Annotated in this window: 9 protein-coding genes and 1 pseudogene; 7 read left to right on the plus strand and 3 right to left on the minus strand. The window is 73.9% G+C overall.

From position 1 onward, the window contains the following. The first annotated feature begins 55 nt into the window (after positions 1 to 55). From ACIBBA_RS29720 to npdG, 3 genes are all read left to right on the plus strand, one after another. Positions 56 to 889, plus strand: coding sequence for a histone (locus tag ACIBBA_RS29720; RefSeq protein WP_396701605.1), 834 nt, complete (start codon positions 56 to 58; stop codon positions 887 to 889). A 338-nt stretch (positions 890 to 1,227) separates the two neighbouring features. Then, positions 1,228 to 2,658 carry an RNB domain-containing ribonuclease gene (locus ACIBBA_RS29725; protein WP_396701628.1) on the plus strand — a complete coding sequence of 477 codons (1,431 nt, stop codon included), beginning with the start codon at positions 1,228 to 1,230 and terminating at the stop codon, positions 2,656 to 2,658. Between the two features lie 168 nt (positions 2,659 to 2,826). Beyond that, positions 2,827 to 3,525 carry an NADPH-dependent F420 reductase gene (gene npdG / locus ACIBBA_RS29730; protein WP_396701607.1) on the plus strand — a complete coding sequence of 233 codons (699 nt, stop codon included), beginning with the start codon at positions 2,827 to 2,829 and terminating at the stop codon, positions 3,523 to 3,525. Positions 3,526 to 3,991: 466 nt separating this feature from the next. Here npdG and ACIBBA_RS29735 read toward each other — a convergent pair. From ACIBBA_RS29735 to ACIBBA_RS29745, 3 genes and pseudogenes are all read right to left on the minus strand, one after another. Beyond that, positions 3,992 to 5,233, minus strand: a pseudogene (locus tag ACIBBA_RS29735) (DUF222 domain-containing protein); the annotation flags it as partial. A 473-nt stretch (positions 5,234 to 5,706) separates the two neighbouring features. Then, entirely contained in the window at positions 5,707 to 6,549 is an 843-nt protein-coding gene (gene panB, locus ACIBBA_RS29740; protein ID WP_396701609.1) for a 3-methyl-2-oxobutanoate hydroxymethyltransferase, read from the minus strand. Positions 6,550 to 6,711: 162 nt separating this feature from the next. Beyond that, positions 6,712 to 8,472, minus strand: coding sequence for an NAD+ synthase (locus ACIBBA_RS29745; RefSeq protein WP_396701611.1), 1,761 nt, complete (start codon positions 8,470 to 8,472; stop codon positions 6,712 to 6,714). A gap of 214 nt (positions 8,473 to 8,686) precedes the next feature. On the opposite strand from ACIBBA_RS29745, the gene glnA reads away from it, so the two are divergent. The 4 genes from glnA (at position 8,687) to ACIBBA_RS29765 (ending at position 11,917) form a co-directional block, all read left to right on the plus strand. Then, positions 8,687 to 10,036, plus strand: a complete 1,350-nt coding sequence (glnA, locus tag ACIBBA_RS29750; RefSeq protein WP_350874195.1) for a type I glutamate--ammonia ligase — start codon at positions 8,687 to 8,689, stop codon at positions 10,034 to 10,036. Between the two features lie 117 nt (positions 10,037 to 10,153). Beyond that, positions 10,154 to 10,579 (plus strand): DUF350 domain-containing protein, encoded by a 426-nt coding sequence (locus tag ACIBBA_RS29755; protein WP_350874196.1) that lies wholly within the window; start codon positions 10,154 to 10,156, stop codon positions 10,577 to 10,579. A gap of 136 nt (positions 10,580 to 10,715) precedes the next feature. Continuing rightward, the gene (locus tag ACIBBA_RS29760) at positions 10,716 to 11,411 is read left to right on the plus strand and encodes a helix-turn-helix transcriptional regulator (RefSeq protein WP_396701614.1); all 696 of its coding nucleotides are present in this window, start codon (positions 10,716 to 10,718) and stop codon (positions 11,409 to 11,411) included. 131 nt (positions 11,412 to 11,542) lie between these two features. Beyond that, positions 11,543 to 11,917 (plus strand): VOC family protein, encoded by a 375-nt coding sequence (locus tag ACIBBA_RS29765; RefSeq protein ID WP_396701616.1) that lies wholly within the window; start codon positions 11,543 to 11,545, stop codon positions 11,915 to 11,917. Positions 11,918 to 12,059 lie beyond the last annotated feature (142 nt).

Below are 12,059 nucleotides of genomic sequence, written 5' to 3' on the forward strand. Positions count from 1 at the left end.
ACTCAGTGCTCCGCGTGGAGACACGCGAGAGCACGTCCCCAAGGAGGGAACCGAGATGGCCGAAGCAACGAAGGCCACCACGCGCCCGGCCGCCAGACGTACCACCGCGAAGAAGACCGCCGCGGCGGAGCGGAACACGGCTGCCAGCCGGACCACCCCGGCGCGCCGGGCCGCCACCGGCACGGCCGCGAAGGCACCGGCCAAGAAGGCGGCCGGTGGGGCGGGGCGCGCTCCGGCGAAGAAGACGACCGCGGCCAAGGCCCCCGCCAAGAAGGCGGCGACCAAGGCCTCTACCACCGCCCGGAAGACCACCGCGACCGCGAAGAAGGCGCCGGCGAAGAGTTCGACCGCCGCCAAGAAGGCCGGCTCGACCGCCCGGAAGACCACCACCGCCGCGAAGAAGAGCACGACCACCGCGAAGCGCACCACCACCTCGGCGGCCAAGAAGACGACGGCGGCGGCCCGCAAGACCACCGGGGCAGCGAAGAAGACCGCCACCGCCACCGCGCGCAAGACCAGCACCGCGGCCAAGAAGGCCCCGGCGAAGAAGGCTCCGGCCAAGCGGGCACCGGCGAAGAAGGCACCGGCGAAGAAGGCACCGGCCGCCAAGAGGACGACGGCCGCCACCACCCGCCCGGCCGCCACGACCCGCCCGACCGGCGCGGCCCGTACGGCCGCCGCGAAGAAGGCGCCGGCCCGCAAGACGACCACGGCTCGCCCGACCGCCGCGACCCGCACGACCGGCGCGACCGCCGCGAAGAAGGCCCCGGCCCGCAAGACCGCCGCCAAGACGACCACCAAGCGGACGACGGCGGCCACGAAGGCGACGCCGAGGACGACCACGACCCGGGCCACCACCGCGCGCGGCACCCGGCCCACCGCCCGGTAGCCGACCCGCGGGCCCGGCACGCCGCAGTCGACCGGCGGGCCCCGCGGGGGCACACTTCGCGCGCTTGGCGGGCCTCGCGAGGCCACACTTCACGCGCCCAGCGGGCCTCCGGGGCCACTCTCCGCGCGCCCAGCGGGCCTCCGGGGCCACACTTCGCGCGCCGCCGAGCCGTGACTGACGAAGGCATGGCGGTGGCCGACCGGCTGACCGAGGCATGGCTCTGGACGATCGGCTGGCCGGGCATGGCCACCGCCGATCGACTGGCCGGAGTGTCGTCGCGGCCGCGGGGCGGGCTGGCGATGGAGGCGGATCACCGGCCGCACTGTCAGGATGGACCCGTGGTCATCCGACGCGTGCTCGCGCCCCGCATCGATTTCGCCGCGCTCCGCCGCGAGCTGGGACTGCCCGAGGAGTTCCCGGCAGCGGCGCAGCGGGAGGCGGACGCCGCCGCGGCGGCACCGCCGCGCCCGGCCGCGGACCGCACCGACGTCCCCTTCGTCACCGTCGACCCGGCCGGCTCGCGTGACCTGGACCAGGCGATGCACCTCGCCCGCCGTCCCGGTGGCGGTTACCGGGTGCGGTACGCGATCGCCGACGTGGCCGCGCACGTCCAGCCCGGCGGCGCGCTGGAGGAGGAGACCTGGCGGCGGGGGCAGACCGTCTACCTGCCGGACGGTAACGTGCCGCTGCACCCGGAGACGCTCAGCGAGGGTGCGGCGAGCCTGCTGCCCGACGTCGACCGGGCGGCGGTCGTCTGGACCATCGACCTGGACGCCGACGGCGGCACCGTCGCGGTCGCGCTGGAACGCGCCCTCGTCCGTAGCCGGGCCAAACTGGACTACGCCGGGGCCCAGGCCGACGCCGACGCCGGCCGGCTGCCCGAGCCGATCGCCCTGCTGCCCGAGATCGGCGCCCGGCTCACCGCCCGAGGGCTGCGCCGGGGCGCGATCAACCTGCCGCTGCCCGAGCAGGACGTCGAGGCTGACGGCGACGGCTGGCGGCTGGTGCTGCGCGGGCCGGTGCCGTTGGAAGAGCACAACGCTCAGATCTCCCTGCTCACCGGGATGGCCGCCGCCGACATCATGCTCGCCGGGCGGATCGGCCTGCTGCGTACGATGCCGCCGCCGAAGCCGGACGCCGTGCAGCGGCTGCACGCCGCCGCCGTGCCGCTGGGCGTGCGCTGGCCGGACGGCGCCGGCGCCGGCGAGGTGATCGCCGGGCTCGACCCGGCGCAGCCCCGGGCGGCGGCCTTCATCGACCAGGCGGCCGAGTTGATGCGCGGCGCCGCGTACACCGCTTTCGACGGCGAATTGCCCGAGCAACCGGCGCACGGCGGGGTCGCCGCGGCGTACGCCCACGTCACGGCGCCGCTGCGCCGGCTTGCCGACCGGTACGCGACCGAGGTCTGCCTGGCCCTGCACGATGGCCGGCCGGTGCCGGAGTGGGCCCGCGCGGCGCTGCCCCGGCTGCCCGAGGTCATGGCCACCACCGACCGGACGGCCTCCGCGGCCACCCGCGGGGCGGTCGAACTCACCGAGGCCGTGCTGCTCGCCGACCGGGTGGGGGAGACCTTCGACGCGGCGGTGCTGGACGTCGACGCGCCGCCGAACGGCCGGTCCCGACCCCGCCCTCCGGGTGGCACCGTGGCTCTCGACACCCCACCGGTGCGCGCCCGCTGCCTCGGCGAACTGCCGCTCGGCGAGCGGATCCGGGTCCGCCTGGTCACCGCCGACCCGGTCGCGCGGACCGTACTCTTCGAGCGGGCCTGACCGCCCTCTTCGAGCGGGCCTGACCGCACTCTTCGAGCCGGCCTGACCGCGCCGGCGCCCGCGGAGTCGGCCCGGGGTGCCGTTGACCGCGGGGCGCGGTCGGGGCAGCGGGAAGTGTCACATCATCGGGCGCTGCTGCCAGCCCGCCGGGTTTGCGAGGATGGGCCCATGGCATACGACGCGAGCACGCTGCCCGACGTTTCCGGGCTGACCGTCGGCATCATCGGCGGCACCGGTGACCAGGGGCGGGGCCTTGCCTACCGGTTCGCCCGAGCCGGTCAGACCGTGCTGATCGGCTCCCGCTCCGCCGAGCGGGCCGCTCAGTCGGCCGAGGAGATCGCCGCGCTGCCCGGCGTGCCGGCCGGCACGAGCGTCACCGGCGCGGACAACGACGAGGTCGCCCGGCGCAGCGACGTGGTCATCATCGCCGTGCCGTGGGACGGGCACGCCGCGACCGTGGCCGCCCTCGCCGAGCCGCTCGCCGGCAAGATCGTCGTGGACTGCGTCAACCCGCTCGGCTTCGACAAGCAGGGCCCGTACGCCCTCGCGGTTCCCGAAGGCAGTGCGGTGCAGCAGGCCGCCGCTCTGTTGCCCGACTCCCGGGTGTGCGCGGCGTTCAACCACGTCAGCGCGCCGCTGCTCGCCGATCCGCAGATCGACCGGATCGACCTGGACGTGCTGATCTGCACCGAGGACCGGGAACTGGTGGGGGTGGTCGCCGCGCTCGCCGCCCAGATCCCGGGCATGCGAGGCATCTACGCCGGACGGCTGCGCAACGCCCACCAGATCGAGGCGTTCACCGCCAACCTCATCGCCATCAACAAGCGCTACAAGGCCCACGCCGGAATCCGCGTCACCGACCTGTGAGTGCCGCCGGCCGTCGCGCCAGCGACGGCTGCACATGCCCGCCCGTTGGCGGGTCGGACGGGCGGCACCGGCCGTCGCGCCGGTGACGGCTGCACGTGCCCGCCCTCTGGTGGGTCGGCCGCAGGTCGGTCGGCGTCGGATTCGCGGCGGGCGGCGCGCAGTGTTCCATAGCGCGGTGAAGTCCGAACCGGGCCGGTGGGCCGGCGGACGGCGGCGGTCCGGCCCCTGATCTGACAGCCGGTCCACCCTTGCCTGCGCCCGGCGCGGTGCCTGCGCCCGGCGCGGTGCCCGCGCTCAGCGCGGTGCCTGCGCCGGCAGCGACTGTCCACCCGGGCCAAGGGCTGGGGCAGTGGTCCGGTCACGGTGGTCGGGGGTGGATCGGCGTTCTCCGGGGCGATCGGCCGAGGGGCCGCTGAGGGATACCGGCCGGACGGGTGGCCTGGGGCCGGTCCCGCCGGTGGGCGGGCCGGTGGTGGCGGTTGCGGCGGGGGCGCTGGTGCGGGTCGAGCCAGGCGGGCGGGACGAACTCGGGATGCCCGTCGCCGGCGAGCCGGACCTGCCAACCGTGGTGGTGCACCTGGCGGTGGTGGTGGCGGCAGAGCAGCACGGCGTTGGTCAGGCTGGTGCGCCCGCCGTCGGACCAGTGGCGCAGGTGGTGGCCCTCGCACCAGCGGGGCGGACGGTCGCAGCCGGGGAAGGCACAGCCGCCGTCGCGCAGGATCAGCGCCCGCCGCAGCGGCCCGGAGACGAGCCGGCGTTGCCGCCCCACGTCGAGCACCTGACCGGCGCCGCCGAGCACGGCGGGCAGCACGCCCGCGTCGCAGGCCAGTCGACGGATGGTCTCGGCGGGCAGTGCCAGGCCGGTGTCCAGTGTGCCGGCCCCGAGTTGGCCGGCGAGCGCGTCGTAGGACGCCGTGACGACGATCTATGCCGGCTCGCCGCCGTGCTCGGGCAGCTCGCCGGTGCGCAGGGCGAGCCGGCAGACGTCGCCCAGCGCGTCGTGTCGGCGTTGCCCGGGCGAGCGGCCATCGTCCGGACCGGAGGGCGCCGTCAGCGGTTCGATGGCGGCGCGGAGCAGCGCCGCGGTCTCCGCGTCGAGGCTGCCGGTCAGCCGTAGCCGCCCGTCGTGCAGGTCGGAGAGGGTGAGGTGGCGATCGCGGGCGGCCCGGGCGGTGTCCGCGTCGAGCGCCTTGCCCGCGGCGGCCTCGGCGATCTCGGGCGCGACGTGGTCGAGGATCCGGGAGCTCAGCCTGCGCAGCAGGGACGGGTCGAACTGATCGGCCCATTCCAGCAGGATGCCGACCGCCTGGTCGGCGGCCTGCGGGCCGGCCGTCGTGTTGACCGTGGCCATCGTCGCGGCGATCACCCGGGCCTGCTCCGCGTCGACCCGACCCTCGGCGAGGGCGTGGCGGACCACCGGCGATCCGTCGTCGAGCGCGGCGGCTAGGTCGACCAGCCGGCGGGCGGCCGGAACTGTGAGCCGCAACCGGTCACGCAGCCAGGTCGCGGTCGACGTCGCGCCCTCGGCGACCGCGACGCCGCGCCCGTCGAGCTCGCGCACCAGGCCCAGCTTGATCGCCGCCAGCCGCTGCTCCAGCCGGTGCGCGGCGTCGAGCGCCTCGATGAGCTGCTGCTCAGGCAAGGCCCAGGTGGCCGCGGCCACGCACGGCCGTGTCGCCACCTCCGCCCGCCCCAACTCATCGATCACCCAACCAGATTAGAACAGGTGTACGACAATTCCGGAGCCGGAGCCGGAGCCGGAGCCGGAGCCGGAGCCGGAGCCGGAGTCCGGAGCCCGGAGATGGAGCAGAGGCTCGAGGCCTTTGTTGGATTCCGGGGCGGGTGCGAAGGCGGGGCCGGGCCGGAGTTGGACGTGGGGAGGGAGCGCGACCCGGAGTCAGGTCCGGAACTGGTGTCGGCGCCGGGTGTGGGATGGGGCTGAGACCTGCCGGGATCGGCGCCGGAACCGGGGATCGAGCTGGAGCCTGGTTGACCAATGTTCGAGTCCGGATCCCAGCGGGCTGCGGCCGCGCTGACGGTGCCGGAGTTGGCGCTGGGCGAGTGTGGCGGCGGGTCCCGGGAACAAGGCTGCCGGGACCCGCCGTCCGTCCTCGAACCGGCGACCGAGGACCGACCGCCGGGTGGCTGTACAGCCGGTGGCCGTACCAGCCGGTGGCCGTACTAGAAGGTGTGTTCGGCGGTGGGGAAGTCGCCGCCGCGTACCTCGTCGGCGAAGCGGCGGGTCGCGTCGGTCAGGGCGCCGGACAGGTCGGCGTAGCGCTTCACGAAGCGCGGCGCCTTTCCGGTACGCAGGCCGGCCATGTCCTGCCAGACCAGGACCTGGGCGTCGGTGTCCGGGCCGGCGCCGATGCCCACGGTCGGGATGTGCAGCTCGTGGGTGATCCGCTTGGCCACCTCGCCGGGCACCATCTCCAGCACCACCGCGAAGGCGCCCGCCTCGGCCACCGCCCGGGCGTCGGCGATCACCTCGTCGGCCGCCTCACCGCGCCCCTGTACCCGGTAGCCGCCGATGGCGTGCTCGCTCTGCGGGGTGAAGCCGATGTGCGCCATCACCGGGATGCCTGCGCCGGTGATCGCGGCGATCTGGGCCGCGCAGCGGCGCCCGCCCTCCAACTTCACCGCGTGGCAGCCGCCCTCCTTCATGAACCGGACGGCGGTACGCAGCGCCTGGGTCGGCCCCTCCTCGTAGGACCCGAACGGCAGGTCGCCGACGATCAGCGCCTGTCGGGTCGCCCGGACCACCGCGCGTACCAGCGGAAGCAGCTCCTCGGCGGTCACCGGGACGGTCGTCTCGTAGCCGAAGACGTTGTTGGCCGCCGAGTCGCCGACCAGCAGCACGGGGATGCCCGCCTGGTCGAAGATCGACGCCGTGTACTGGTCGTACGACGTGAGCATCGGCCACCGCTCACCGCGCTCCTTGGCGGCGATCAGGTCACGGGTACGCACCCGCCGGGTGGGCGGGCCGCCGTAGAGGGCGGTCACCTCGCTCGGAGTGGATTCCATGGCTCTCTCCTTCCTCGAGGCCGCCTGCGCGGTCCCCGGGTTCCGCCCGATCGTCGCACCGGACGACCGGGCGGCGGCAGAGCGCAGTGGAGGATTTCACTCCGGACGAGGGCCCGACCTCGGCGCTGGCCACGGCCCCACCCGGCCGAGGAAAGGGCTCGGTCAGCCGTCCTCGCGCCAGCGGTTGGTGATCGGCAGCCGCCGGTCCCGGCCGAACGCCTTCATCGAGATCTTCGCGCCCGGGGCGGACTGCCGGCGCTTGTACTCGGCGGTATCCACCATCCGCAGCACCTTGTCGACCACCGCCGGGTCGTGCCCCGCCTCGACCAGCCCGTCCCGGCCCAGGTCGCCGTCGACGTAGCCGATCAGGATCGGATCGAGCACGTCGTAGTCGGGGAGCGTGTCGCTGTCGAGCTGCCCCGGGCTCAGCTCGGCGCTCGGCGGCTTGCCGATCGAGCTCTCCGGGATCGGCGCGGTCTCGCCGCGCCGGGCGGCGTCCGCGTTGCGCCACTTGGCCAGCCGCCAGATCAACGTCTTCCAGACGTCCTTGACCGGGTTGAACCCGCCCACCGAGTCGCCGTACAGCGTCGAGTAGCCGACCGCCAGCTCGCTCTTGTTGCCGGTGGTCAGCACCAGGTGGCCTTCCTGGTTGGACAGCGCCATCAGGATCACGCCGCGTACCCGGGCCTGGAGGTTCTCCACCGCGAGCCCGGAGAGCGACATGTTGGCCAGGAAGGTGTCCACCATCGGCTGGATCGGCTCGATGCGGAAGTCCAGGCCGGTCCGCTTGGCCAGGTCGGCCGCGTCCTCCCGGGAGTGCTCGGAGGAGTGCTGGCTGGGCAGCGACACCCCGACCACCCGGTCGGGCCCGAGCGCGTCCACGGCCAGCGCGGCCACCACGGCCGAGTCGATGCCCCCGGAGAGGCCGAGCACCACCGACGGGAAGTGGTTCTTGTTGACGTAGTCGCGCAGGCCCAGCACCAGCGCCTGCCAGACCTCGGCCTCGTCGGCGACCGGCTCGATCAGCCCGCCCACGGCCGTCGGGCCGGCCGGCGTCGGCAGGCTCTCGCCCACCGTCGCCCGGACCACCCGCATTCGATCGGCGATCTGGGTGCCGTCGGCAACCGGCTCCCCCGCCGCGGGCAGCTCCACGTCGTGGACGAGCAGGTGCTCGACGAACTGCGGGGCGCGGGTGAGCAGCTCGCCGTCCGCCGCGACGATCATCGAGTCGCCCTCGAAGACCAGCTCGTCCTGGCCGCCGATCATGTTGACGTACGCGATGGCGGCGCCCGCCTCGGCGGCCCGGCGCCGGACCAGCGGCAGCCGGATGTCGTCCTTGTTCAGCTCGTACGGCGAGCCGTTGATGTTGACGACCAGGCCGACCCCGGCCTGCCGGGCGGCGGCGAACGGGCCGCCGGCCTGCCACAGGTCCTCGCAGATGGTCAGTGCGACGTCCACCCCACCGATCCGCACCACGGTGAGCATGTCGCCGGGCAGGAAGTAGCGGTCCTCGTCGAAGACGCCGTAGTTGGGCAGGTGGTGCTTGAAGTAGGTGGCGGCCACCGTGCCGGAATGCAGTACGGCGGCGGCGTTGCGCGCCCCGCGGCCCGGCTCGGCGTCCGAGCTGACCTGCGGCGGGCCGTCCGCGTCAAGGTAGCCGACCACCACCGGCAGGTCACCCAGCCCGTCGGCCGCGAGGTCCGCGGCGAGCCGGTCCAGCGCCGCCCGGGACGCCGCCACGAAGGACCGGCGGAAGACCAGGTCCTCAACCGGGTACCCGGTCAGCATCATCTCGGGGAAGGCGACCAGCTGGGCGCCCGCGTCGGCGGCCCGGCGGGTCCAGCTGCGGACAAGCTGCGCGTTGCCGGCGAGGTCGCCGACGGTCGGGTTGACCTGTGACAGGGCGATACGCAGGGTGGGCATGTCCTCATCTTGCCCCAGCCCGCTGGGGGCGACACGGTCGGCGGTCGGAGACGCCGGCCACCCGCCGGTCACCGCCGGGACCTGGGGCGGCGGGACACCGCAGGACGGGTCCGGGTGGGTCGCGTAACGTCGGCGTAACCAGGCACGTGAAGACTGGTTCGTCAGGCCGCACCGGCCCCGCCGGAGGCGGACAAGAGTGTCGCGAGGGGTGGAAGTGGACCGTCAGCAGGAGTTCGTCCTCCGTACGCTGGAAGAGCGGGACATCCGGTTCGTCCGGCTGTGGTTCACCGACGTGCTCGGCACGCTGAAGAGCGTCTCGGTGGCGCCCGCCGAGCTGGAGGCGGCCTTCGAGGAGGGCATCGGCTTCGACGGCTCGGCCATCGAGGGCTTCGCCCGCGTCTTCGAGTCCGACATGGTGGCCATGCCCGACCCGACCACCTTCCAGGTCTTCCCGTTCGAGGGTGGGGTCAGCGGCGAGAGCGCCCGGATGTTCTGCGACATCCTGCTCCCCGACGGCGGGCCGTCCTGGGCGGACCCCCGGCACGTGCTGCGCCGGATGCTCTCCAAGGCGGCCGACAAGGGCTTCACCTTCTACACCCACCCGGAGATCGAGTTCTTCCTGCTGGAGAACGGCCCGCAGGACGGCTCGCTGCCCACCCCGGTCGACACCGGCGGCTACTTCGAGCACACCACCCACGCGGTGGCCCGGGACTTCCGCCGGCAGGCGGTGCTGGCGCTGGAGCGGATCGGCATCTCGGTGGAGTTCAGCCACCACGAGGTGGCACCAGGGCAGCAGGAGATCGACCTGCGCTACGCCGACGCGCTGACCACCGCCGACAACATCATGACCTTCCGGCACGTGGTCAAGGAGGTGGCGCTCTCCACCGGGGTGCAGGCCACCTTCATGCCGAAGCCCTTCACCGACCAGCCCGGCAGCGGCATGCACACCCACCTGTCGCTCTTCGAGGGGGAGCGCAACGCCTTCCACGACGGCGGCGACCCGATGAAGCTCTCCAAGGTGGCCCGAGCGTTCATCGCCGGTCTGCTGGTGCACGCCCGGGAATACACCGCGGTCACCAACCAGTGGGTCAACTCGTACAAGCGGCTCTTCCCGCTGGCGTTGCCGGACCGGATCACCGAGAGCCCGGCGTACGTCTGCTGGGGGCACCTCAACCGGTCCGCGCTGGTCCGGGTGCCGGCGTACGGCAAGCCGAACTCGGCCCGGGTCGAGGTCCGTTCGCTGGACTCGGCGACCAACCCCTACCTGGCCTTCGCGGTGCTGCTCGGCGCCGGCCTCAAGGGCATCGAGGAGGGCTACGAGCTGCCGCCGGGGGCAGAGGACGACGTCTGGTCGCTGACCAGCGCCGAGCGGCGGGCGATGGGGTACGAGGCGCTGCCGGAGAACCTGTCCGAGGCGATCGACGTGATGGCCAACTCGGAGCTGGTCGCCGAGGTGCTGGGCGAGCACGTCTTCGACTTCTTCCTGCGCAACAAGCGGGCCGAGTGGGAGCAGTACCGCCGCGAGGTCACCCCGTACGAGCGGCAGCGCTACCTGTCCCTGTAGCGCCGGCCCCACCGCCGGCGGCGCACGGGGCTGCCGGCGGTGGCGCGCTGCCGCTATCGTCTCGATCACCAACGCCGCCGGCACCCCCGCCGGGCGTAGGAGGTCGGGAGGCAGTCGGTGCTGGAGGATCTGTTCAGCGGGGCCTGGCAGAGCGTGGTGTTCGGGGTCGTCGGCGTCGGCCTGATGGCGGCCGGATTCCTGCTGGTGGACCTGCTGACCCCCGGCCGGCTGCGCGACCTGATCTGGGTGCGGCGCAACAGCAACGCGGGGCTGCTGCTCGCCGCCAACCAGCTCGGCATCGCCGGCATCGTGTTCACCGCGATCCTGACCAGCTACAGCGACTTCGGCAAGGGCCTGGCCTCGACGGTGATCTTCGGGCTGGTCGGGTTGGGCATCATGGCGCTGGCCTTCTTCGTGCTGGACCTGCTCACCCCGGGCCGGCTGGGCGAGATCATCTGCTCCGACGAGCCGCACCCGGCGGCCCGGGTCAGCGCCGCGACCCACTTCGGCGCCGCGCTGATCGTCTGCGCCTGCATCGCCTGAGCCGGCCCGCATCGCCTGAGCCGGCCCGCATCGCCTGAGCCGGGCCGGCACCGCCTGAGCCGGCCCGCGTCGCCTGAGCCGGCGGGCGCCGCGGAGGCTGGCCGGTTGCGTCGTACCGGGGACGTAGGTTCCGGGGGTGAACCGCACCGACCGCCTCTACGCCCTGGTCGAGGAGCTGCGCGCGGTGTCGCCGCGCCCACGTAGCGCTCGCTGGCTGGCCGCCCGCTTCGAGGTGAGCAGCCGCACCATCGAGCGCGACATCGGTGCGCTCCAGGAATCCGGCGTGCCGATCTGGGCCGAGCCGGGCCGTACCGGCGGCTATGTGCTCGACCGCGTCCGCACCCTGCCGCCGGTCAACCTCACCGCCGGCGAGGCGGTGGCGATGGCGGTGGCCCTGCACCGGCTGCGGGGCACCCCGTTCGCCGCGGCCGCCGGCGCCGCGCTGCGCAAGCTGGTCGCCGTGATGTCGCCCGCCGACGTCGCCGACGCGCACCGGCTCGCCAGCCGGGTGCACCTGATCGGCGACGGGCCGGTGGCGCCCGTCCCGGCCACCGTCGCCGACGCGGTGCTCGCTGGGCGGGTGCTGCGCATCGGGTACGCCGACCGCGACGGCGCCGTCTCGCTGCGCGACGTGGAGCCGTTGGGCTATCTCGGCAACCCCCGACACTGGTACCTGCTGGCCTGGTGCCGGCTGCGCGGCGGCGTCCGCGCCTTTCGCACCGACCGGATCCGCGCGGTGACCTCGCTGGCCGAGCGGGTACCCGAGCGGGAGCTGGACGCCGACTGCCTGGACATCCCGCAGGAACGCGTCCGCCAGCTCAGCCTGATCTGACCGACGCCACCGGCGGGCCGGCGCGCACAGATCGGTTCGGAAACACCGACAGGGGGTTGTCGCGGACGGTCGCGAGAGTGGTTCCCGACGGCGCCGGCCGACCGGCCGGCGCGCGGAACGGGAGGCCAGACATGACCATCAGCAACGCCGTCACCTGGTTCGAGGTCGGCACCGAGCAGCCCGACGAGGCCCAGCGGTTCTACGGCGACCTGTTCGGTTGGAGCTTCACCGAGGAGGGCGCCGGCGGCGCGTCGTACCGGACGACCGAGGGTGGCGCCGGGGAGGGCATCGGTGGGGCGATCCGTGACACCGGTGGAGTCGGGCCGAACTACGCGATCTTCTACGTGCAGGTCGCCGACGTCGCGCAGACCTGCCAGCGGGCCGAGGCGGCCGGCGGCAAGGTGCTGGTGCCGGTGAAGACGAACGGCAACGGGCTCACCCTCGCCCACCTGCTCGACCCGGCCGGCAACCACGTCGGCGTCTTCGCGCCGCCGCCCGCCGCCTGACAAGCCCTCGATCGACTCCAGGTCGGCGAAACGGCGGTGTCACAGTGGCTTGGGTTCAAGGGGTTGTTGCAACGGGGTGGATCTTCGTGAGGATGAGGGTTCATGTCGGGGAGACGGTTGTCGTCCGGGGAGCGGGCGCAGA

It is taken from the genome of Micromonospora sp. NPDC051006, assembly GCF_044456245.1.
In the GTDB taxonomy this organism is placed as follows: Bacteria; Actinomycetota; Actinomycetes; order Mycobacteriales; family Micromonosporaceae; genus Micromonospora.